Below are 22,751 nucleotides of genomic sequence, written 5' to 3'. Positions count from 1 at the left end.
TTATGAATCCTTAAATCGTAGACCTATGAAAAATAAGTTATTAGCATGCGCTTTATTTGTATCAGGAATGATGATGGCGCAGGAAATTGAGCCTAAATATGAAATTGATGGTAATTTAGTCAAAGCAACGTACTATTACGAAAATGGGAGTGTGAAGCAAGAAGGCTTTTACAAAGACGGTAAAGTTCATGGACAATGGGTTTCTTATAACGAAAAAGGAATCAAAACTTCAATGGGAGAATTTACAAACGGAAATAAATCAGGTAAGTGGTTTTTCTGGAGTGATGGAGCATTGAACGAAGTGGATTACAAAGACAGCAGAGTAGCTGTGATTAATAAATGGGAAAAAGAAACAGTTGCTTATCGAAAATAAGCCAAACTGACCTACTTGATAAAAAAAATACCGGCAGTAAGCCGGTTTTTTTATTGGAATATTTCAAGTAAATCCATCCATTTTGTATTGCTTTCAAAGCTTCGTAATCCTTTGTATAAATTGATTTTTTCTAATTTTTTAACTTTAAATTTTTCCTGCTTACAACTTGGTGCGAGTCCTTCTTCTTTGAATTTTTTGGCCAAGTATTCTTGTTCGTATTGTCCGGGTGTAGGAATAAAAAATGCTTTCTTCTTTAATTTGGCTAAATCCATTACTGTGGTGTAGCCGGAACGACATACAACTTTGTCGCTTTCGTTAAAAGCAATTTCGATTTGCTCCGAATTCATATAGTTGTAATAGGTAAATTGATTTTTCTTCTCGATAATCTGTTGATCCTCTATTTTGCCTTTAACAAAAAGAATAGTGCCGTTATAGGATTCTAGCTCAGAAATCAATTTTTCTTCTAGCATGGTACGCTGTGGTTCCGGCCCAGATAGAATGACCATCAAATCGTATTTTTTTTCCAGATTTTTTTTGTGAAGGCGACTTAAAGGGCCTATGTATTTTACATTGGGTTGTTTTTTTTCCGGATGACCAAGGTTACCACTTAAGTTAGGTACTGTGTCTACATCGGGTACCCAGCATTCATCGAATTTTTTGATGATCATGTTGTGTAGTTGTGTAGTAAGCCAAGTGGTATTGCCTGTCATCACATTGAGTTGATGTGTAATAAAAACTGATGGAATTTTATCACTTACCACTCCCAATCGGTTATCCGAAACAATTCCGTCAATATTGTATTCTTTTATTATCTGTCGTGTCTTGCTTTTTTCTTTCAGTATGGCTCTAATCATTTTATGGCTGTTCAAAAACAATTTTAATTTGAAATTGGCGCCATTCTTAGCATATTCAATTTTGTAGGAAGGTAGTTCAATGGTTTGTAGGTTTGGGAATTCTTTTTGCAATAGTTCCAAAGCAATGCCATCTGATGCAATAATCGGATTAAAATCGTTGTCGATTAATGCATTGATCACAGGTATGCATCGAGTTGCATGTCCTAAACCCCAGTTCAGTGGAGCTACAAGTATATTTCTTTTTTGTGTTGGTGTTTTAAACATAAATTATTTTTCAATGATGGAAATGAATTGTTCTACCAAATGGTTTTCATACTCGAAAGTTTCCTCATATTGTTCAAAAGTAATGCTTTCGGTCTTATGGTCATACAAGCGCCATTTTTTCTTATTGTATTCTAAAGCGGTCAGATTTTCAACCCAATCTCCTGAATTTAGATATGTGGTTTCTCCATGTTGGTTTTTAATGTGCTCAATTTTGGGTTCGTGAATATGACCACATATCACAAAATCGTATTTTTTTTCAATGGCTAGTTCAATACATACATTTTCAAAATCAGAAATAAACTTAACCGCCGATTTTACACTTGATTTTATTTTTTTGGATAAAGAATAGGGTTCTTTATTCAATTGAATTAATACCCAATTGATGGCTCTGTTTAAGAGTATCAGTGAATCGTATCCCCATCCACCCAATTTTGCCAGCCATTTGGTATGTGTAATGGAAGCGTCAAAGACATCACCGTGAAAAAGCCAGGCTGTTTTTCCGTCCAAATCGAGTGTCATTTTGTTGAGTAGGCTGAAATTACCCAAATGAATGTCGGTGAATTTGCGTAAAAGTTCATCGTGATTGCCTGTGAGGTAATATACTTTGGTGCCTTTGGAACTCAATGCAATGATTTTTTTCAAAACCTTCAGATGAGTTGGAGGGAAGTAGGATTTTCTAAATTGCCAAATATCAATAATATCACCATTGAGAATTAAAATTTTTGGTTTGATAGAGGATAAATACTCTAGTAGTTCTTTGGCATGGCAGCCGTAGGTTCCTAAATGAACATCTGAAATGACAACGACTTCTACTTTTCTCTTTTTCAATGTTTTTAATTTCAAATTACGTCAAGATATGTTGCAGGAATGTTACTGCGATGTTATAAAATAGTTTCCTGATTTAATTTTTTGGATCAAAGCAACTTTGGTTTTCAAAAACAATATAAATGCCTACTTTTGCCAAAATTTTATCGCAGTGGGAAGTAAGAATAAATTAAAGAGATTTAAGGAAAACGAAACATTCACGAATGTATTTCAGCCAACAAGAGAAGAAGTGGTTTCTGATAGTTTTGCTTTAAAAGGGAAGTGGAATGCTGAATTTTTTAAAAATGACAATCCAATTGTATTGGAATTAGGTTGCGGAAAAGGAGAATATACTGTTGGTCTTGCCGAAAATAATCCGAATTTGAATTTTATCGGTATAGATGTGAAAGGTGCTCGATTCTGGCGTGGTGCCAAAACATCAGTGGAAAGCGGCATGGCGCATGTTGCTTTTGTTCGTACACAAATCGAGTTGATCGATTATATTTTTGCTGAAAATGAAATCAGTGAGATTTGGATTACGTTCCCAGATCCGCAAATCAAATACAAACGTACCAAACACCGTATGACGAACTCGGAATTTCTACAATTGTATAAAAAAATATTAAAACCGGACGGAGTGATGAATCTTAAAACCGATTCTGAATTCATGCATGGTTATACCTTGGGATTATTACATGGAGAAGGTCACGAAGTATTGTATGCGAATCATAATGTATACAAAAATGAAGGTGCTCCAAAAGAAGTAACATCAATCCAAACTTTCTACGAAAAACAATATTTGGAAATTAACAAGGCAATTACGTATATTCGATTTAAAATAAAATAGCATTATGGCTTACATTCTGCCGCTTCTTCTAGGTTTTGCTGCCTCCGTAATAGGGATTCTTCCTCCGGGACTAATCAATATGACAGCAGCAAAGATTAGTCTGCAGGATGGTAAAAACCGAGCCATGATGTTTGTGGCTGGTGCTGTTTTAATTATTTTCTTTCAAACCTATCTCGCCTTAATTTTTGCACGTTACATTGATGCACATCAGGAAGTTGTTATTCTTTTACGGGAAATCGGCTTTGGAATTTTTACATTGGTAACCATTTATTTTTTGTTGATTGCCAAAAAACCCAAAGTTAAAATCAAAAAAGATTTAAAGCTTAAAAGTAAAAAAAGCCGTTTTTTTCTAGGAATGTTAGTATCTGCAATTAATTTTTTCCCCATTCCTTACTATGTTTTTGTCAGTGTAAGTTTGGCTTCATTTGGTTATTTTAACTTTGAACCTTCATCTGTGTATAGTTTTGTATTGGGTGTGGTGCTAGGATCGTTCGGAGTGTTTTATACCTACATTGCTTTCTTCAATAAAATTCAATATAAAACCGAATTCATCATGAAAAACATGAATATTATTATCGGTTCTATCACTGGAATGATTTCTGTTTTTACATTGTATAATATCTTGAAGTATTACTTTGTACCCTAAATACTGAATCCGTGGCACAAACCAAGACTAATCCGGACAACGAAAACTTTTTTCAGCGAGTGTATGAAATTGCACGCCAAATACCGGAAGGCCGAGTGACTTCGTACGGTGCTATTGCCAAAGCATTGGGAGCGGCTCGTTCAGCAAGAATGGTGGGATGGGCAATGAATGCATCACACAATATGGAATATGTTCCGGCACACCGTGTGGTTAATCGAAATGGGGTGCTCACCGGGAAACATCATTTTGACGGTACAAGCTTGATGCAGCAATTGTTGGAAAGTGAAGGCGTTGAGGTAATTGATAATCAAATTGTTGATTTTGAAAAACATTTTTGGCAACCCGACGTTAGAGAAGAATAATCAATTATGAAAAAGTATTTGTTTATTTTGTTATTTATTGTTCTCTTTTCATGTAAGGATAAAAGTGTATATCCTAAAATAATTGAACATAAAGAAAGAAGTGCCGTAAAGGTCAATGCCAATGTAATGGTTCAGTTTTCTGATTATTCATTTTTGGCCTGGAATATTAGTGAGGATTTTGATATTGATAGTAAGAAGAGATATCCATCAAATACAGAACAGCGTTATCTCTTTAAAAGATTAAGGCCGGATACACTGCTTCCTAGATATAATATTGATGTTATTGTCGATACATCTTATGTTGCCTATGCTTCCGGATTTGAATACAAGTATATTCCAATGCCAAAAAACATTATTATAGATGGTTTGTTGAATGGTAAAATACCTACAAATATGCAGTCTGAAAAAGTTAATATCGAGTTTTCTAAATACTTAGATGAAAAATTCAAGTTCTCCGATGATTATGTAGAGTGTTATCCTTTACTGGTTTTGAATAGATCCAATGATACAATTCTTAGTAGGTTCAAATTTATTCAGGAGGCAAAAGACAAGAATGGAAAATGGAAGCCAATAGAGTGTTATTATAATTTTGGTGGATGTGGTAACCCCGAACAGTTTCATTATAAACTCATTCCTGAGAAATATATGGTTTACCCTATAATTAAATATTATGGAGCTTTTAAAACAAAATTGAGAGTAAAACTCTATAATAAAGGGAATGTTTATTATTCCAATGAGTTTACAGGTTTTGTTAATTGTTCTCAATTCGATACGAGTGTTTTGCGAAATGAATTTGAAAAATCGTTTCCAGATTATGTTTTTGACGAGTATTTGGATTTGTTTTTTCTGAATAAGTTCTAACTATTCCATTATAACAAAACTTTAAACCCTCAAACTTTCAAACTTTTAAACTTCTGACTATCTTTGCAATCTAAAATCAGTTTAAATAAAGATAACTGAAACAGAATTACCAAAGAAATGAAATTAGATAGAAAAGAAATCCTTAAGGCTTTAGAAACCATTTCGATAGCTGGTGAAGGAAAGAATATGGTGGAAAGCGGTGCCGTACAAAACGTAATCACTTTCGGAGATGAGGTTGTGGTTGATTTGGTGTTATCAACACCAGCCATGCACATCAAAAAAAGAGCAGAAGACGATATCCGCAAATTAATTCATGATACTTTTTCAGCTGATGCGAAGGTAAAAGTCAACATCAAAGTTGAAGTTCCTGAAAAGGCGAATGAAATCAAGGGTAAAACCATTCCAGGAATCAGTAACATTATTGCTGTGGCTTCGGGTAAAGGTGGTGTTGGTAAATCTACCGTTACTGCTAATTTGGCTGTGACTTTGGCTAAAATGGGATTCAAAGTCGGAGTTTTAGACGCCGATATTTATGGACCATCCATGCCAATCATGTTCGACGTAGAAACTGAAAAGCCAATTTCAATCGAAGTTGACGGAAAATCGAAAATGAAACCGATTGAAAGCTTCGAAATTAAATTGTTGTCTATCGGATTCTTTACAGCACCAAGTCAGGCTGTAATCTGGCGTGGACCAATGGCTGCAAAGGCATTGAATCAAATGATTTTTGACGCGGCTTGGGGTGATTTGGATTTCATGTTAATCGATTTGCCACCAGGAACCGGAGATATCCATTTGTCCATAATGCAATCTTTGCCAATCACCGGTGCTGTCGTAGTAAGTACTCCGCAAGCAGTGGCATTAGCCGATGCTAAAAAAGGAGTGTCAATGTTTATGTCAGACAGTATCAATGTGCCGGTTTTGGGTATCGTTGAGAATATGGCCTATTTCACTCCAGAAGAATTGCCGAACAATAAATATTACATTTTTGGTAAAGAGGGTGCAAAAAATCTTGCAGAAGATTTACAAGTGCCATTCCTTGGTGAAGTGCCATTGGTTCAAAGTATCCGTGAGGCTGGAGATTACGGCCGACCAGCTGCGCTTCAGACCGCTTCTCCATTGGAAGGAATTTTTGAAAATATCGCACGAAACGTAGTGCAAGAAGTGGTAAACAGAAATGAAAATTTACCTGCTACCGAAGCAATTAAAATAACCACTATGGCAGGTTGCTCTGCTGTAAATAAAAAATAAAAATCGCTTTTTCAGCTGTTCGTTGCAAGCAATGGTACAGCTGAAACAGATTTTATAGATGTCTAAAAATCTAAAAAAGATGACAAAAGAAGAATTAACAATCAATATCGAAAAGGCATTAGAGGAAATTCGTCCGTTCTTGAATTCTGACGGCGGTGATATCTCATTAGTGGCTATCGAAGATGAAAAGCACGTTAAAGTTCGCCTTGAAGGAGCGTGCACAAGTTGTAGTTTAAGTATCAGTACGCTTAAAGCAGGTGTTGAAACGACTATCAAAAAATATGCGCCGCAAATCGAAACGGTAGTGAATGTTGCTTAAATTAAAATCTCAGTACTAATTTTTTGGGCGTTTCCTCGCTTTGGCGTGGCCGGGCTTTCCGCACTCGCTTTTTGTTATCATCGAAAAGATGAAAACAAAAGAGCTCAGACAAATGCTGCAATCCCTAACGCAATATGTAGTCGCCCGATGACTTTACAATCCATAGAATAATGATTGAAACCGATATACTTATCATAGGTGCCGGTCCAACAGGACTTTTTACGGTGTTTGAAGCCGGACTTTTAAAATTAAAATGCCATATTATAGATGGCTTGCCTCAACCGGGCGGACAGTTGACAGAGCTGTATCCGAAAAAGCCCATTTTTGATATTCCGGGATACCCTTCCGTAAATGCAGGAGAATTGGTTGATAATTTGATGGAACAAATCAAACAGTTCCAGCCTGGTTTTACATTGAACGAAGTAGCCGAAAAAATACAAAAATTAGAAGACGGTACTTTTATTGTAACCACTAACAAAGGAACTGAACATCATGCAAAAGCGGTTGCTATCGCAGGTGGTTTAGGGATATTTGAACCAAGGAAACCATCGTTGAAAGATTTGGAGTTTTACGAGCAGGATGATCGTGGAGTGGAGTATTTTGTGAAAGATCCTGAAAAATTCCGTGATAAGAAGATTGTAATTTCAGGCGGTGGTGATTCGGCTTTGGATTGGAGTATTTTCCTTTCGAATGTTGCTTCCGAAGTGACTTTGGTGCATAGACGTAATGAATTCCGCGGTGCGTTGGATTCGGTTGAAAAAGTACAAGAATTAAAAAAACAAGGTAAAATCAAATTGATTACGCCTGCCGAAGTAATCGGTTTTAAGGGTTCAGAACGAATAGAATCTGTTGATATTGAAATCAATGGTGCACGCATGAATGTGGTTTGTGATTATTTCATTCCATTATTTGGATTGACTCCAAAATTAGGGCCAATTGCCAACTGGGGATTGGAAATTGAAAAAAATGCTATTAAAGTGAACAATGCTTTGGATTACCAGACTAATGTTGAAGGTATCTATGCGATAGGTGATGTAAATACGTATCCAGGCAAATTGAAGTTAATTTTATGTGGTTTCCACGAAGCTACTTTAATGTGTCAAAGTGTGTACAACAAGTTGAATCCTGGGAAAAAATATGTATTGAAATATACTACAGTATCGGGAATTGATGGATTTGATGGATCTAGAAAAGAAGCAGAAAAAGCAGTTGTAAAAGCAATTGAATAATAGTTTTGATATCGATAAAACAACAAAAGAGGCGGAATTCCGCCTCTTTTGTTGTTTATGAACAGTGTATTGATCTCTTAATAAAGAGCGTCTGTCCTTTCTGGACAGCCATTGCTGCAAAAATATTTTTAATGTTTAATTACCCTGCTCGTTGCTACACCTTCTTTTGAATTTATTTTAAAGAAATAAATTCCCGATGGTAAAGTAGTCATATTTAATTTGTTGCTAGTGTAATCTAATGCCTGATTTAATAAAACTCTACCATTAATGTCAATTATTTCTAACTGAACATTTGTTAAAGATTTGAATTCTATAGTTACTTCATTTGTAGCTGGATTTGGATATAATTTGAACTGATGGTTTATTTCAAAATCAGTTGTACTCAAAAAAGGAGCACAAGTGTTACCGGAAACAATACTTGAACCTGCCATCCAGTTTGATGTTGTACCATTCAATGCAAAATCAGTTAAAGTCCCGTTATAGCCATTACTTGTAGCATCTGTTAATGTAGTTACAGAACTATTATTGTCGCCATCAAGTCCTTGATTGAAATTGTAATAAGCGATTAAACCATTTTGAGTAGTTGGAGAGGGCAGTTCACAATTTATATTGTTTTGAATTTCAGCTATGGGTAAAGCTCTGTTCCATACACGTACTTCGTCTAAATCGCCTGGGTAGAATTCAAATGGGATTGGAGAATAAACGTTCCTTTGTGTCTCTTTGTTTTCTGACTTTTTCTTGTGTTTTGACAAGTTTGAATTTGCAATAGGTGCCTCATAGACATATTTGCCATCAGCTCCTAAATAAATGTTTTTAGATCTATATTGATAAATCCCTAGAGTTCCTGTAATATCTAGTACTCCGTCTACATATAACAAAACATCATTACTTGCCTGATTTTTTTTTACAACTGCTATATGATGCCAAAGATTGTCATTAATCGTGATGTTTCCCATATAACGGCCAGAAGAGGAATAAGGAATACCTCCGGAATTAAGGTCAAAATGGAATAATAATTTACCATTTAAAATTTTTATTTTGCTTCTATCAACATTGTAACCGGTGTCAATTTGATCATCTATCCATGATAGTATGCATACTTCAGAAGTTACGCTCGTTTTTATCATAGCTTCAAAAGTGAATTCCGTCGGTCTTTCAAAATGAGTAATTGCTACATAATCATTAACTCCGTCAAAGTTTAAATGGGAAGATGCCGAAGTTAATGATGGATTGCTATTTTGTGTAGCTGATATTTCAGAGCTATTTCCATCTTTTCCTACTCGTGAATTTAGCTGATTAGAAATTTGTCCAAATAAATTGATTTTTAAAAAAAGTACTGGTAATAATAAGTAATGTTTTAATTTCATAGGTTGTGGGTTTGATAATCAAAGTTATAATAAAATAAAGCTGTATTCAAGTTACAAATACAACTTTTTGTTTTAGGGCTAACGTTTTATTTTTTACTCGCCAAATACACGCCACTTAAGATTACACCAGCTCCAAAAAACTGCATAAGGTTTAAGATTTCTCCATCAAGTATTCCCCAACTCATTGCTACAATGGGTATGAAATAAGTTACCGATGATGCAAAAAGCGGTGAGGTGATCTGTATGAGTTGGTAATACAAAATGTTGGCAATTCCTGTTCCGACCATTCCTAAAATAATAATGAACAGTGTCGAATGGATCACTTTTGGTTCAGTCATGATTTCGCCATAACCACTAGCGAATAAAATTAGTAGTGCAGGTGCTAAGAGTGTTAGGAAGTTACCAGTTGTAATGGCGAGCGGACTAACATCGGATAAGTATTTCTTGATTAAATTTACATTCAAAGCATAACAGATTGTTGCAATGACAACTAATAAAGCACAAAAATAGTTGGTTTCACCGCTTGCACTTTTTCCAAATATAATCAGTAGTAGGCAGCCTGTTAATCCTAAAATGACCCCAATTACCTGATTTCTTACAAAAGACAAGCCAAATGCGAGGACACCAATAAGTAATGTGTATAACGGTGTTAATGAATTTAAAATTCCACTAACGGAGCTTTTAATGCCTGTTTGAGCATAGGCAAATAAAAAAACGGGTAATCCATTTCCAAATAAGGAAGTGATGGCGACATATTTCCATTTGTATAGTGGTATTTTAGAAATGCTTTTAAAACCAATAATTACCATGAAGACACATGCGAAAATAATCCGTAAAGCGCCTAATTGAAAAGGATTTAGTCCTACTAGACCACGTTTGATAAGTATAAAGGAACTTCCCCAAATCAATGAGAGAAGAACTAATAAAAGCCATTTGTTGTTTTTTGAGAACATGGGTCGGAGTTTGATTTCCCAAAATTCTGTTATTTTTATGACAATCAAATTACTTTTTCGATAATTTTGCTTCATTGCATAATAAACAATTAAAATTCAATACTATGAAAAATATGAAATTTTCGGTCCTGGCTTTAGTGTGTGCTGGTCTGACCTTGATTGGTTGTAAAAAAGAGGCTGCTGAAAGTACCACAGTAGAAAGTGCGCCAAAAGAAGTAACTAAAACAGTTGCTAAGGCAGAAACAACTTCTTTTAAAATTGATGGTATGACTTGTGCTATGGGTTGTGCTAAAACAATCGAAAACAAATTAGCCGGAATGGATGGTGTGCAAAAAGCGAGTGTTGATTTTGAAAAGAAAACGGCAACTGTGGAATATGATGCCGCAATTCAAACTCCAGAGAAATTAGTAGAAACTGTCGAGGCTGTTGCGGATGGTAAAACGTATAAAGTTTCTGATGTTAAAAACTCTGCGGATAAAGCAATGAACTATCAGGAGCCAAAACAAGAGAAAAAGAAAAAGAAAGCTGCTAAAGCTGATGAAGCTAAAACAGAAGCAGCACCTGAAGCCGAAAAGAAATCGGGATGTTGTTCAGGTAAAAAAGCATGTTCTGAGAAAGATGCAAAACCAGCTACATTATAATTGTAGATAGTTGTAATAAAAAAAGCTTCAGCATTGCTGAAGCTTTTTTTTATTTCTTCCATTTTAAGGATTCCATTAAAATGCGTAAATCGTTTTTAATATACGCTGCTGCGGGTAAAACAGAATCAAAATTAGGTTTTGCATAAAAATAAACTGAACCGACCAAGAAATGTTTTGTACTGTCGGTTAGGTAAAATTGTGACTGCGAAGCGGCATTTCCTCCAACTTCATAAAACATACCATACGCTCTCTTTTCTTTATTTACATAAGGTTGTTCCACAATGCCGTCGGCTTTGATGACATGCTCATAAGTGAGTTTTTGTGCATCACGTAATAGTTTGTCTATATTTTGATTGACCGGTTTGTAGGTTAAATATACTGTAGCCTTTAGTTTGGGATAATCTATGTGGAAATTGCAATTGCCCTGATCGACTACTTTTCCAAGTGTGTTGTATTCGAAAGTGTAACCGCAATTCTGATCAAATGCTTTATAATTTGGTTTTGGGTATTCTAAACTTAGATACGCTTTGGGTTTTGGTAATACATCGTCTTTGCAACTTATAACAGCTATACTGATAGAGGCAAAAAGTAAAAGGCTAAGGTATTTAGTCGGCATTAATTAAGAATTAAAAAGGTAGGTCGTTTTCAATTGGATTGTCAAAATTAGTGCTTTTTGGTGTATCCGGAGTGTTTTTAACAGCTTCCGAATCTTTTTTAGTAGTTAAAAAAGTAAATTCGGTAACTTGTATTTCCGTAGTGTATTTGGTAGACCCGTCTTCAGCTTGCCATTGGCGAGATTTGATTCGTCCTTCAACATAGATTTTGTCGCCTTTTGAAAGGTATTTTTCGCAAATTTCGGCCGCTTTGTTTCGTACAACCACATTGTGCCATTCGGTAGAGGTGATTTTTTCTCCTGTGGTTTTATTGATGTAGATATCGTTAGTGGCTAATGGGAATCTTCCTATGCAATTTCCACCATCAAAATAATGCATTTTCACTTCATCACCTAAATGACCTATCAATATTACTTTGTTCAATGTACCGTTCATGGCTTATAATTTAGTTGTTATCAAATATACGTAAAAAATCAATACTTATTGTTCTCCATAAAATTATGAAGTACAATGGGGAATGGGAGCTGCATTAGTTCTTCATAATGTAAACTGTTGTCCAAAGTTTTTTCGAGTTCTACTTTCCAGAAACGAATATGAAGATGCTGATGGGATAATTTGTGAATGGTGCTTTCTGAGGTTAGCAGTGTTATTTTTTTTTCTTCTGGATAGTCTTTAATTATTTTTTGTTTGATATCGCTCTCGGTTTCCAGGCAATCAGTTTCAATTAAAGGTAATTCATACAAATTGTGCCAAATTCCTTTTTGAGTTCTTTTGTTGGCAATACTTTTGTTGTTGTTGTCTATAATAAGGATGTAATTCAGGAAGCGATCTTTAATTTTTATTTTTTTGAGTTTGATGGGTAATTCGTTGACTTTTTTATGTGCTAAAGCCAAACAACTGTTGTTTAATGGGCAGATGGAGCAATTTGGGCTTTTTGGTGTGCATTGTAAAGCGCCGAATTCCATAATGGCTTGATTGAACAAAGCGGGTTTTTTTGGATCAATCAATTCTGATGCCAATTGTGTGAATTCTTTTTTGGCTTTTGTTGACGCGATATCAGTCGTGATTCCGAAATAACGTGCTAGAACACGATATACATTGCCGTCGACTACCGGTTTTATTTCATTAAATGCGAAAGAGGCAATCGCTGCAGCAGTGTATTCGCCTATTCCTTTTAAGGAAAGTAAATCGTTATAGTTGTTGGGAAAGTTGCCTTCTAATTTGTAAGCTATGTGTTTTGCGGTTGCGTGCAGATTTCTGGCTCTTGAATAATAGCCCAATCCTTGCCATAGTTTTAAAACCTGTTCTTCTTCTGCGTTGGCTAAATCAAAAACCGTTGGAAAAGCTTCGGTAAAAGCAAAAAAATAGGACAAACTTTGCGCGACTCTCGTTTGTTGCAGCATAATTTCGGACAACCAAATGTGGTACGGATTGGTTGTATTTCGCCAAGGTAAATCGCGTTTATTTTCTAAATACCACGTAATTAATGTCTTACTAAATATCATTGTTGAGTATTGGTTGGCAAAAATAAATCTTTATGTTATTAAATTTTAATCGTTTATAGTTGAATTATTCTTTTTTTAATTTATATATTTGCACTCTCAAAAAAATTAGATAAACTTAATTTATATATTAAAATGACAAAAGCAGATATCGTAGCTAAAATTGCTGACAAATTAGGCTTAGAAAAAGGAGATGTTCAAGCTACAGTTGAATCTTTTATGGATGAGGTGAAAAATTCATTAGAGACAGGTGATAATGTGTATTTAAGAGGTTTCGGAAGTTTTATTGTTAAAACAAGAGCTGAAAAAACAGGAAGAAACATTTCAAAAAACACAACCATCAAAATTCCTGCGCACAACATCCCAGCATTCAAACCTGCTAAAGTGTTCGTAGAAGGTGTAAAAACAAATAACGAAGCAAAATAATTTACTAATCAATAAAACTACAAAGTTATGCCAAGTGGTAAAAAAAGAAAAAGACATAAGGTAGCTACTCACAAACGTAAAAAAAGAGCGAGAGCTAACCGTCACAAAAAGAAAAAGTAGTTCTAAACTACTTTTTTCTTTTTAAACGTTCATTGAAATCGGTGATTTCGGAAATAAATACATTTTTAAATTTCGAAATCTGCCATCGGGTAAATTGCCTGTAAAAAAATGTTTAATCCATCCTCACAATTAGCATTGAGTCATTCGGTATAAATCATAGTCATCTTTTGTTTATGATCCGTTTTGTTGTGATTTCTTGCCAAAAAGTTGGGATAAAAATTTACACATGAATAAAGAATTAATTATTCGTACAAGTTCTGAAGCTGTAGATTTTGCCTTATTAAAAGATGGAAAACTAATTGAATTACACAAAGAAGAAGAAACAAGCAACTTTCAGGTGGGTGATATTTTTATTGCCAAAATAAGAAAACCGGTTGCTGGTCTGAATGCGGCTTTTGTAAATGTGGGTTTTGAAAAAGACGCCTTTTTACATTACCATGATTTGGGTCCAAATCTTGCTTCTCAATTGAAATTCATTAAACTTGTAAGCGCAGGTAAAATAAAAGATTTCTCCCTAAAAAATTTCCCTTTCGAGTCTGAGATTAATAAAGATGGTGCTATTGCCGATGTGCTTAGTGCAAATCAATCAATCTTAGTACAAGTGGTTAAAGAGCCAATATCAACCAAAGGGCCAAGAATAAGTTCTGAACTTTCTCTTGCTGGTCGATATATTGTTTTAGTGCCTTTTTCAGATAGAGTTTCGATTTCTCAGAAAATTGAATCCAAAGAAGAAAAAGATCGTCTAAAACGTTTGGTCCAATCGATAAAACCAAAGGGATTCGGTATCATTGTTCGAACAGTAGCCGAAGGCAAAAAAGTTGCAGAAATTGACAAAGACTTGCAAAATTTGTTGGACAAATGGACAGCAATGTGCAAGCGCATTCCGACAGCTCATCATCCGTCAAAAGTGCTAGGTGAATTAAATAGAGCATCCTCCATTTTAAGGGATGTTTTTAATGATACTTTTAGCGGAATTATTACTGATGATAAAGAGTTGTTAAACGAAACTAAGGAGTATTTGCAGCAAATTGCTCCAGGAAAAGAATCAATCGTCAAACTCTATCAGTCGAAAGACGTACCTCTTTTTGAGAAATATAGTATTGAACGCCAAATCAAAACTTCGTTCGGGAAAACAGTTTCAATGAGCAAAGGTGCTTATCTTATCATTGAACATACCGAAGCTATGCACGTCATAGATGTTAATAGTGGTAATCGTTCAAATAAAGCTGCCAATCAAGAAGATACGGCGCTTGAAGTGAATATGATAGCTGCTGCTGAGGTAGCTCGTCAGTTACGACTTCGTGATATGGGCGGAATTATTGTGGTGGATTTTATAGATATGCAAAATCCAGATAACCGCAAAGTCTTATATGATTTCTTGAAAGAAGAAATGAGTGACGATAAAGCAAAACACAAAATATTACCTCCAAGTAAGTTTGGTTTGGTCCAAATTACACGTCAAAGAGTCCGACCGGAAGTGAATATTAAAACTAAAGAAGAAGATCCAAACAATGAGCATGCAGAAGTTGATGCACCAATTGTTGTTATAGATAAGATAGCTTCGGATTTAGAAAGACTCGTTAAACAGCATAAAAAAATACGATTAAACGTACATCCTTTTATTGCTGCCTACCTTACCAAAGGTTTTCCATCAATACGTTCAAAATGGTTTTTTGAACATAAAAAATGGGTGAAAATTATACCTCGTGACGCTTACACGTATTTAGAATACAAGTTTTTAGATCAAAACGGTAATTCTATAGAAGATTAAAATTATCAAAAACCGCCTTGAGAAATCTTGGCGGTTTTTTTATTTATTGTTTAGAATGAGTAAAAATAACATAAATAAAGTGTGTTTTTGTAACGAAATACATATTTATAATTGTTATTTAACTTGCGCCCAATTATCTTTGTTGTTCTGATAAAACTATTCAAACAATATGCAAACAAATCAGTTGGATTTTCTGCCCATTTTGATGCAGGTGGGATTAGCAGTAGGTTTCGTGGGAGCTACGATCTTTATTTCAGGATTGTTAGGGCCTAAACGTCATTCAGCCAATAAGGATAAAAATTTCGAATGTGGAATTGAATCTGTTGGAAATGCTCGCGTACCGTTTTCTGTAAAATATTTCTTGGTAGCTATCCTTTTCGTGTTGTTTGATGTGGAGGTTATCTTTATGTATCCATGGGCTGTCAATTTCCGTGAAATGGGAATGGAAGGTCTAGCAAAAATGGGAATCTTCATGGCTTTGCTTGTGGTTGGTTTCTATTATGTGATCAAGAAAAAAGGATTGGAGTGGGAATAAAACGTGAAATTGAGATTTGCGGTCGAAGTATTGAAATCGGAGACCCAATGCCCAAAATCTAAATAATATGAGTGATTCTTCTAAATATAAGATGGCCGATGCTCCGGAAGGTTATGCCGGAGAAGGCTTTTTTGCTACAAAACTAAGTGATGTGGTGGGATTGGCTCGCGCTAATTCACTTTGGCCTTTGCCTTTTGCAACTTCTTGTTGTGGTATAGAATTTATGGCAACTATGGCATCGCATTATGATGTGGCACGATTCGGTTCTGAGCGTATGAGTTTTTCTCCTCGTCAGGCCGATATGCTTTTAGTAATGGGTACTATTGCCAAAAAAATGGCACCCATTTTACGTCAAGTATACGAACAAATGTCAGAGCCTAAATGGGTAATTGCGGTAGGTGCATGTGCTTCTTCAGGAGGTGTTTTCGATACCTATTCGGTATTACAAGGTATTGATAAAGTGATTCCGGTAGACGTTTACGTGCCTGGATGTCCACCAAGACCGGAACAAATCTTAGACGGAATCATGCGTTTACAGGAAATTGTGAAAAACGAATCGGTACGCCGTCGTAGTTCAGACGAGTATAAAGATTTATTAGGTTCTTATAACATCAAATAGTATGGCTTTAGAGAGCGCTGTAATTCAACAGAAATTAATTGAACAATTTGGGCTAAAAGTGTCTGATTTTGTACAACTACACGATATATTAACTTTTGAAGTGGCACCCGATGCTATTTTAGAAGTTATGAAATACCTTAAAGAAGACGAAGTACTTCGTTTTAATTTTCTAACCGACATTTGTGGTATTCATCATCCTGAATATGCAGAAGAGCGCCAATTTGCTGCTGTTTACCATATGCACAATTGGTTGGATAATGTCCGTATTAGAATCAAAAGCTTTTTACCAGCTTCAAATCCGGAAATTGATTCGGTTATCCCTTTGTTTTTAGGAGCTAACTGGATGGAGCGTGAAACCTACGATTTCTTTGGGATCATTTTTAAAGGTCACCCACAGTTGAAACGCATTTTAAATATGGACGAAATGACAGTTTTTCCAATGCGAAGAGAATTCCCGCTTGAAGACGGAGGACGTACTGATAAAGACGACCGTTTCTTCGGAAGAACACAACAAAATTGTTAATAAACCTGAAAACTTTACCCATGTCAGAGTTATTATTACCACCAGAACAACGTTACGCAAACGTCATCAATCAGAGAAGAAATGAAGACGGAAGCGAATTAACTATATTGAATTTAGGACCTACGCACCCTGCTACTCACGGTATCTTTCAAAATATCCTTTTAATGGATGGGGAAAGAATCTTGGATGGGGAAGGAACAGTGGGTTACATTCACAGAGCTTTTGAAAAAATTGCTGAAAATCGTCCTTTTTACCAAATTACCGTATTGACGGATCGTTTGAACTATTGTTCGGCACCAATCAATAATATGGGTTGGTGGATGACGTTGGAGAAAGCTTTAGGTATTGAAGTGCCTAAGCGTGTGCAATACATGCGTGTTGTCGTAATGGAATTGGCGCGTATTGCGGATCATATTATTTGTAATTCGGTTCTAGGTGTTGATACAGGAGCTTTAACAGGTTTCTTGTATGTGTTTCAGTTCCGTGAAAAAATCTATGAAATCTACGAGGAAATTTGTGGTGCCCGTCTAACAACGAATATGGGGCGTATAGGTGGTTTTGAAAGAGATTGGTCGCCGGCCGTGTGGACTAAAATTAATGCGTTCCTTGAAGAATTTCCTGGTGTTTGGCAAGAATTTGAAAATCTGTTGGTGCGTAACCGTATTTTTATGGACAGAACAATAAATGTTGGTCCTATTTCTGCTGAAAAAGCCATGAGTTACGGATTTACAGGTCCTAATTTACGTGCTGCAGGTATCGATTATGATGTTCGTGTTGCGCAACCATATTCTTCTTATGAAGATTTCGAATTTGATGTTCCTGTTGGAAAATCAGGTGACACATACGATCGCTTCTGTGTTCGTAATGCCGAAGTGTGGGAAAGTTTGAAAATTATCAAACAAGCTTTGGCAAAAATGCCTGAAGGCCCATTCCATGCTGATGTTCCAGAATATTACTTGCCTCCAAAAGAGGATGTTTATACTACAATGGAATCTCTTATTTACCATTTTAAAATTGTAATGGGTGAGGTTCCGGTTCCGTTGACTGAGGTGTATCACCCAGTTGAAGGAGGAAACGGTGAGTTAGGTTTCTATCTGATTACAGATGGTAGCCGTACGCCATACCGTTTACATTTCAGAAGACCGTGTTTTATATATTATCAAGCATTTAACGATATGGTTAGAGGTCAGAATCTATCTGATGCTATCGCAACCTTGTCAAGTTTAAATGTTATCGCTGGCGAATTAGACGCATAATGAGTATGGAAAAACATAATTTTAAACAAGAAATCAATATTACTCCTGAATTATTAGCTCGAATTAATGAGCTAACCAGTCATTATCCGGAGGATAAACGCAAATCGGCTTTAATTCCGGTATTACATGAAGTACAGGATGCTCACGATAACTGGTTGAGCTATGAATTGCAGGATAAAGTGGCTGAAATTTTAGGAATTTTACCCGTTGAAGTCTATGAAGTTGTATCGTTTTATACGATGTTTAACAGAAGACCAATCGGTAAATACATGTTTGAATTTTGTCAAACGTCATGCTGTGTAACACGCGGTGTGGAAAATTTAATGGATTACACTTGTGAGAAATTAGGTGTAAAAATTGGTGAGCCAACAGCCGATGGACTTTTCGAAGTGCGTGGAGTAGAATGTTTGGGCGCTTGTGGATACGCACCAATGTTACAGTTAGGTGATTTCTATCATGAAAATCTAACGAAAGAAAAAGTAGACCAGCTTATAGATGACTGTAAAGCAGGTAAAGTAACATTATTGGATAAATAGTGCTATGGGAAAAAAGATATTATTAGACAAAATCAATATTCCGGGTATTAAAACCTATGAGGTGTACCGTCAAAATGGTGGTTACGCTTCTGTGGAAAAGGCGTTGAAACAGATGACTCCCGATGAAGTTACTGAAGAAGTGAAAACTTCCGGAATCCGTGGTCGAGGCGGTGCTGGTTTCCCAGTAGGGATGAAATGGAGTTTTATCGATAAAAAATCAGGTAAGCCACGTCATTTGGTTTGTAATGCCGACGAGTCTGAACCAGGTACGTTCAAAGACCGTTATTTAATGGAATATATTCCGCATTTATTAATAGAAGGAATGATTACGTCAAGTTATGCTTTAGGAGCTAATTTGTCCTATATCTACATTCGTGGTGAATACATGTGGGTATATAAAATCTTGGAAAGAGCTATAGCCGAAGCTAAAGCTGCCGGTTGGTTAGGAAAAAATATTATGGGTTCTGGTTACGACTTGGAATTGTACGTTCACTGCGGTGCAGGAGCTTACATTTGTGGAGAAGAAACGGCCCTTATCGAATCATTGGAAGGTAAAAGAGGAAATCCTCGCATCAAACCACCATTCCCTGCTGTTCAGGGATTATGGCAAAATCCTACCGTGGTTAACAACGTGGAATCCATTGCTGCTGTGCCTTGGATTGTAATGAATACAGGTGAAGAGTATGCAAAAATAGGTGTAGGCCGTTCTACTGGAACCAAATTGATTTCTGCTTCAGGACATATCAAAAATCCTGGCGTTTACGAAATCGAGTTGGGCCTTTCTGTGGAAGAATTCATGAATTCTGATGAATATCTTGGCGGAATGTTGAATGACCGTCCTTTGAAAGCATTAGTGCCTGGTGGTTCTTCGGTGCCAATTTTACCTGCACATCTAATTTATAAAACGGCAAACGGTGAAGATCGTTTAATGACCTACGAATCATTATCGGATGGTGGATTCGCAACCGGATCAATGCTAGGGTCAGGTGGTTTCATCGTGTACAATGATACGACTTGTATTGTTCGTAATACATGGAATTTCTCACGTTTCTACCACCACGAATCTTGTGGTCAATGTACACCTTGCCGTGAAGGAACAGGATGGTTGGAGCAAATTTTGCACCGTATCGAAAACGGTCACGGTCGTGAAGAGGATATCGAGCTGTTATGGAGCATTCAATCGAAAATTGAAGGAAACACGATTTGTCCATTAGGTGATGCGGCTTCTTGGCCGGTAGCTGCGGCAATTCGCCACTTCAGAGAAGAATTCGAATACCATGTTCGTTTCCCTGAAAAAATTAAAAATAGAGATCACTTTGTTGCTGAACCTTTCGAAAAAGTTAAGCATTTAGTGGCAAAGCAAACAATATAAGTTGAGTTCAAAGTTGAAAGTTGGAAAGTTGAAAAGTCCCAAAAACTTTAAAAACATTCGAACTTTAAACATTCTAACAATATAGAGAATGAAAGTAACAATAGATGGTCAATCGATAGAAGTCGAACCAGGAACAACAATCTTGCAAGCTGCAAGAATGATTGGTGGAGAAGTAGTTCCACCAGCCATGTGTTATTATTCTAAATTAAAAGGAAGCGGAGGAAAATGCCGTTGCTGTTTGGTTGATGTTACCAAAGGAAGTGAGGCCGATCCAAGACCAATGCCTAAACTGGTTGCTTCTTGTGTAACAGGATGTCAGGATGGTATGGAGGTAGCCAGCAAAGCTTCACCTCGTGTTGAAGAAGCAAGAAAGTCGGTTACTGAATTTTTGTTGATCAATCACCCGTTGGACTGTCCGGTTTGTGATCAGGCAGGAGAGTGTGATTTGCAAAACCTAAGCTTCGAACACGGAAAATCACAAACACGTTTCATCGAAACCAAAAGAACTTTCGAACCGGAAGATATCGGTCCGAATATTCAATTGCACATGAATCGTTGTATTTTATGCCAACGTTGTGTTCAGGTAGCAGATCAGTTGACAGACAAACGTGTACATGGTGTAATGGATCGTGGTGATCACGCTAATATCTCGACTTGTATTTCCAAAGCTATCGACAATGAAATGTCAGGAAATATGATTGATGTGTGTCCTGTTGGTGCGTTGACTGACAAAACGTTCCGATTCAAATCGAGAGTGTGGTTCAGTAAGCCATATAACGCGCACAGAGATTGTGATAAATGTTGCGGGAAAACTACAGTTTGGATGTTTGGTAACGAAATTCAACGTGTTACGGGTCGTAAAGACGAATACCATGAAGTGGAAGAATTCATCTGTAATACGTGCCGTTTCGATAAAAAAGAGGTGAACGATTGGACTATTGAAGGACCTCGTACTTTCGAAAAAACTTCGGTAATCAACCGTAACAAATATGCGCTCAATACTCCAAAAGTGGAAATCAAAACAGAAGACCACATTCTTATCGGACGTGAGCAAGACCGTAAAAAAATTAGTATGGTAGATGTTCCTTTAAAGGACACTGAAAATTCAAAACAATAAGAAATGGACAGTGCAATTATCATAGAAAAAAGTATTTTTATTGTTGCAATATTCGCTATTACCATGTTAATGGCGATGTATTCTACATTAGCTGAGCGTAAAATCGCAGCTTGGCTTCAAGATCGTATCGGTCCAAACCGTGCAGGTAAAGGAGGTATTCTTCAACCACTTGCTGATGGTTTGAAACTTTTCGCCAAAGAAGAGTTTATGCCTGATACGCCTAATAAATTTTTATTCATCTTAGGACCAGCAATCTCTATGAGTATGGCACTTATTACTAGTGCGGTATTACCATGGGGAGATAAGTTGGAAATCGCCGGAAGAACGGTAATTCTTCAAGCTACAGATATTGATGTAGCGTTATTGTACGTTTTCGCTGTTTTGTCTACTAGCGTTTACGGAATCATGATTGGTGGATGGGCTTCGAACAATAAGTATTCGTTAATGAGTGCTTTGCGTGCCTCTTCTCAAATGATTTCTTATGAAGTAGCCATGGGATTGTCAGTAATTGCTTTGGTAATGATGACTGAAACATTAAGCTTAAGTGAGATTGCTGCTGGTCAAAAAGGAATGAACTGGAATGTGTTCTACCAACCGGTTGGTTTCTTAATTTTCTTAGTGTGTTCTTTCGCTGAAACAAACCGAACGCCTTTCGATTTAGCAGAATGTGAGGCCGAGTTAATTGGTGGTCACCACACAGAATATTCATCTATGAAAATGGGATTCTATTTGTTTGGTGAATACGCCGCTATGTTTATTTCATCAGCAATTTTGTCTATCCTTTATTTCGGTGCTTATAATTATCCAGGAATGGACTGGATGGCCGAAAATGCAGGGGTAAATATTGCCAATATATTGGGTATCGTTGTGTTGTTCGCGAAAATCTGTTTCTTCATATTCTTCTATATGTGGATTCGTTGGACTATCCCGCGTTTCAGATACGATCAATTAATGAACTTAGGTTGGAGAATGTTAATTCCTTTAGCAATTGCTAATATTGTGTTGACTGGAATTTTCATTATTATAGCTGATAAATACGTATAATAAAATGTCAATAGATACCATTTCATTATCAGGAAGAAAAAAAGAAGTCTCTAACAAAAAGATGACTTTCTTCGAAAGTTTGTACATAGTTGCCATCGCAAAAGGATTGGTAATTACGATCAAACACTTATTCAAAAGAAAAGTAACCATTAAATATCCGGAACAAAAACGTGAGTTCAGTCCGGTATATCGTGGACAACATATGTTAAAACGTGACGAGCAAGGACGTGAAAACTGCACCGCTTGTGGTATGTGTGCTGTTGCTTGTCCTGCTGAAGCCATTACCATGACGGCAGCTGAACGTAAACCTGGAGAAGAGCACTTGTACCGCGAAGAGAAATATGCTTCGGTATATGAAATCAATATGTTGCGTTGTATTTTCTGTGGTTTATGTGAAGAAGCTTGTCCAAAGGATGCTATTTACTTAACCGAATCGAAAGTAATTGTGAAATCGGCATCGAACAGAGAAGACTTCATCTACGGAAAAGATAAATTAGTAATGCCGCTTGAAATGGCGATTAAAAATTCTAAATCAGTTCACTAAT

The 22,751-nt window shown here is 36.3% G+C and carries 27 protein-coding genes; 20 read left to right on the top strand and 7 right to left on the bottom strand.

Annotated features, from left to right (window positions below):
* Window positions 1-25 precede the first annotated feature (25 nt).
* Window positions 26-373, top strand: a complete 348-nt coding sequence (locus ACFO7M_RS02990) for a toxin-antitoxin system YwqK family antitoxin (RefSeq protein ID WP_379733956.1) — start codon at window positions 26-28, stop codon at window positions 371-373.
* Window positions 374-423: 50 nt separating this feature from the next.
* Here ACFO7M_RS02990 and ACFO7M_RS02985 read toward each other — a convergent pair whose 3' ends face one another.
* Window positions 424-1,491, bottom strand: coding sequence for a glycosyltransferase (locus tag ACFO7M_RS02985; RefSeq protein ID WP_379733954.1), 1,068 nt, complete (start codon window positions 1,489-1,491; stop codon window positions 424-426).
* Window positions 1,492-1,494: 3 nt separating this feature from the next.
* Window positions 1,495-2,319: a UDP-2,3-diacylglucosamine diphosphatase gene (locus ACFO7M_RS02980; RefSeq protein WP_379733952.1), complete on the bottom strand. Its 825-nt coding sequence runs from the start codon at window positions 2,317-2,319 to the stop codon at window positions 1,495-1,497.
* 148 nt (window positions 2,320-2,467) lie between these two features.
* Here ACFO7M_RS02980 and trmB point away from each other — a divergent pair, with 148 nt between their 5' ends.
* From trmB to ACFO7M_RS02945, 7 genes are all read left to right on the top strand, one after another.
* Window positions 2,468-3,142, top strand: a complete 675-nt coding sequence (gene trmB / locus ACFO7M_RS02975; protein WP_379718249.1) for a tRNA (guanosine(46)-N7)-methyltransferase TrmB — start codon at window positions 2,468-2,470, stop codon at window positions 3,140-3,142.
* A 4-nt stretch (window positions 3,143-3,146) separates the two neighbouring features.
* Window positions 3,147-3,788, top strand: a complete 642-nt coding sequence (locus ACFO7M_RS02970; RefSeq protein WP_379733951.1) for a LysE family transporter — start codon at window positions 3,147-3,149, stop codon at window positions 3,786-3,788.
* Between the two features lie 11 nt (window positions 3,789-3,799).
* Window positions 3,800-4,150 carry an MGMT family protein gene (locus ACFO7M_RS02965; protein ID WP_379733949.1) on the top strand — a complete coding sequence of 117 codons (351 nt, stop codon included), beginning with the start codon at window positions 3,800-3,802 and terminating at the stop codon, window positions 4,148-4,150.
* Between the two features lie 6 nt (window positions 4,151-4,156).
* On the top strand, window positions 4,157-5,011 hold the full coding sequence (locus ACFO7M_RS02960) for a hypothetical protein (RefSeq protein WP_379718255.1): 855 nt from the start codon (window positions 4,157-4,159) through the stop codon (window positions 5,009-5,011).
* 117 nt (window positions 5,012-5,128) lie between these two features.
* A complete protein-coding gene (locus ACFO7M_RS02955; protein WP_379733947.1) occupies window positions 5,129-6,262 on the top strand; it encodes a P-loop NTPase in 1,134 nt (377 codons plus the stop codon).
* Between the two features lie 79 nt (window positions 6,263-6,341).
* The gene (locus ACFO7M_RS02950) at window positions 6,342-6,581 is read left to right on the top strand and encodes a NifU family protein (RefSeq protein ID WP_379718259.1); all 240 of its coding nucleotides are present in this window, start codon (window positions 6,342-6,344) and stop codon (window positions 6,579-6,581) included.
* Window positions 6,582-6,751: 170 nt separating this feature from the next.
* Complete coding sequence (locus ACFO7M_RS02945) at window positions 6,752-7,810, top strand: NAD(P)/FAD-dependent oxidoreductase (protein WP_379718261.1); 1,059 nt, start codon at window positions 6,752-6,754, stop codon at window positions 7,808-7,810.
* A 128-nt stretch (window positions 7,811-7,938) separates the two neighbouring features.
* Here ACFO7M_RS02945 and ACFO7M_RS02940 read toward each other — a convergent pair whose 3' ends face one another.
* Together ACFO7M_RS02940 and ACFO7M_RS02935 are read right to left on the bottom strand one after the other, a co-directional pair.
* On the bottom strand, window positions 7,939-9,177 hold the full coding sequence (locus tag ACFO7M_RS02940) for a T9SS type A sorting domain-containing protein (RefSeq protein ID WP_379733945.1): 1,239 nt from the start codon (window positions 9,175-9,177) through the stop codon (window positions 7,939-7,941).
* 86 nt (window positions 9,178-9,263) lie between these two features.
* Complete coding sequence (locus ACFO7M_RS02935; RefSeq protein ID WP_379733943.1) at window positions 9,264-10,130, bottom strand: DMT family transporter; 867 nt, start codon at window positions 10,128-10,130, stop codon at window positions 9,264-9,266.
* Between the two features lie 104 nt (window positions 10,131-10,234).
* Here ACFO7M_RS02935 and ACFO7M_RS02930 point away from each other — a divergent pair, with 104 nt between their 5' ends.
* The gene (locus tag ACFO7M_RS02930; RefSeq protein WP_379718265.1) at window positions 10,235-10,771 is read left to right on the top strand and encodes a heavy-metal-associated domain-containing protein; all 537 of its coding nucleotides are present in this window, start codon (window positions 10,235-10,237) and stop codon (window positions 10,769-10,771) included.
* Between the two features lie 49 nt (window positions 10,772-10,820).
* On the opposite strand, the gene gldD is transcribed toward ACFO7M_RS02930, so the two are convergent.
* From gldD to mutY, 3 genes are read right to left on the bottom strand one after another with little or no spacing between them, the layout of a single operon-like run.
* Window positions 10,821-11,387 (bottom strand): gliding motility lipoprotein GldD, encoded by a 567-nt coding sequence (gldD, locus tag ACFO7M_RS02925; RefSeq protein ID WP_379733941.1) that lies wholly within the window; start codon window positions 11,385-11,387, stop codon window positions 10,821-10,823.
* A 10-nt stretch (window positions 11,388-11,397) separates the two neighbouring features.
* Window positions 11,398-11,820 carry a single-stranded DNA-binding protein gene (locus tag ACFO7M_RS02920; RefSeq protein WP_379718269.1) on the bottom strand — a complete coding sequence of 141 codons (423 nt, stop codon included), beginning with the start codon at window positions 11,818-11,820 and terminating at the stop codon, window positions 11,398-11,400.
* Window positions 11,821-11,858: 38 nt separating this feature from the next.
* Window positions 11,859-12,890 (bottom strand): A/G-specific adenine glycosylase, encoded by a 1,032-nt coding sequence (gene mutY / locus ACFO7M_RS02915; RefSeq protein WP_379733939.1) that lies wholly within the window; start codon window positions 12,888-12,890, stop codon window positions 11,859-11,861.
* Between the two features lie 132 nt (window positions 12,891-13,022).
* On the opposite strand from mutY, the gene ACFO7M_RS02910 reads away from it, so the two are divergent.
* The 11 genes from ACFO7M_RS02910 (at window position 13,023) to ACFO7M_RS02860 (ending at window position 22,750) form a co-directional block, all read left to right on the top strand.
* Window positions 13,023-13,313, top strand: coding sequence for an HU family DNA-binding protein (locus tag ACFO7M_RS02910; RefSeq protein WP_073308587.1), 291 nt, complete (start codon window positions 13,023-13,025; stop codon window positions 13,311-13,313).
* 346 nt (window positions 13,314-13,659) lie between these two features.
* Window positions 13,660-15,204 carry an Rne/Rng family ribonuclease gene (locus ACFO7M_RS02905; RefSeq protein ID WP_379718274.1) on the top strand — a complete coding sequence of 515 codons (1,545 nt, stop codon included), beginning with the start codon at window positions 13,660-13,662 and terminating at the stop codon, window positions 15,202-15,204.
* A 169-nt stretch (window positions 15,205-15,373) separates the two neighbouring features.
* Entirely contained in the window at window positions 15,374-15,739 is a 366-nt protein-coding gene (locus ACFO7M_RS02900; protein ID WP_379718278.1) for an NADH-quinone oxidoreductase subunit A, read from the top strand.
* Between the two features lie 67 nt (window positions 15,740-15,806).
* Window positions 15,807-16,358, top strand: a complete 552-nt coding sequence (locus tag ACFO7M_RS02895; protein ID WP_379718280.1) for an NADH-quinone oxidoreductase subunit B — start codon at window positions 15,807-15,809, stop codon at window positions 16,356-16,358.
* Between the two features lies 1 nt (window position 16,359).
* The gene (locus tag ACFO7M_RS02890) at window positions 16,360-16,881 is read left to right on the top strand and encodes an NADH-quinone oxidoreductase subunit C (protein ID WP_379718282.1); all 522 of its coding nucleotides are present in this window, start codon (window positions 16,360-16,362) and stop codon (window positions 16,879-16,881) included.
* Between the two features lie 20 nt (window positions 16,882-16,901).
* Window positions 16,902-18,137: an NADH-quinone oxidoreductase subunit D gene (locus ACFO7M_RS02885; protein WP_379718284.1), complete on the top strand. Its 1,236-nt coding sequence runs from the start codon at window positions 16,902-16,904 to the stop codon at window positions 18,135-18,137.
* A 5-nt stretch (window positions 18,138-18,142) separates the two neighbouring features.
* On the top strand, window positions 18,143-18,673 hold the full coding sequence (gene nuoE, locus ACFO7M_RS02880) for an NADH-quinone oxidoreductase subunit NuoE (protein ID WP_379718286.1): 531 nt from the start codon (window positions 18,143-18,145) through the stop codon (window positions 18,671-18,673).
* Between the two features lie 4 nt (window positions 18,674-18,677).
* Window positions 18,678-20,045, top strand: coding sequence for an NADH-quinone oxidoreductase subunit NuoF (nuoF, locus tag ACFO7M_RS02875; RefSeq protein WP_379718288.1), 1,368 nt, complete (start codon window positions 18,678-18,680; stop codon window positions 20,043-20,045).
* A gap of 88 nt (window positions 20,046-20,133) precedes the next feature.
* A complete protein-coding gene (locus ACFO7M_RS02870) occupies window positions 20,134-21,162 on the top strand; it encodes a 2Fe-2S iron-sulfur cluster-binding protein (RefSeq protein ID WP_379718290.1) in 1,029 nt (342 codons plus the stop codon).
* A gap of 3 nt (window positions 21,163-21,165) precedes the next feature.
* Window positions 21,166-22,206 (top strand): NADH-quinone oxidoreductase subunit NuoH, encoded by a 1,041-nt coding sequence (nuoH, locus tag ACFO7M_RS02865; protein ID WP_379718292.1) that lies wholly within the window; start codon window positions 21,166-21,168, stop codon window positions 22,204-22,206.
* 4 nt (window positions 22,207-22,210) lie between these two features.
* Complete coding sequence (locus tag ACFO7M_RS02860; RefSeq protein ID WP_379718294.1) at window positions 22,211-22,750, top strand: NuoI/complex I 23 kDa subunit family protein; 540 nt, start codon at window positions 22,211-22,213, stop codon at window positions 22,748-22,750.
* Window position 22,751: the final 1 nt, after the last annotated feature.

Source organism: Flavobacterium sp. GCM10023249 (assembly GCF_042653365.1).
GTDB lineage: Bacteria > Bacteroidota > Bacteroidia > Flavobacteriales > Flavobacteriaceae > Flavobacterium.
This window is presented reverse-complemented; position numbering and strand designations above follow the sequence as displayed.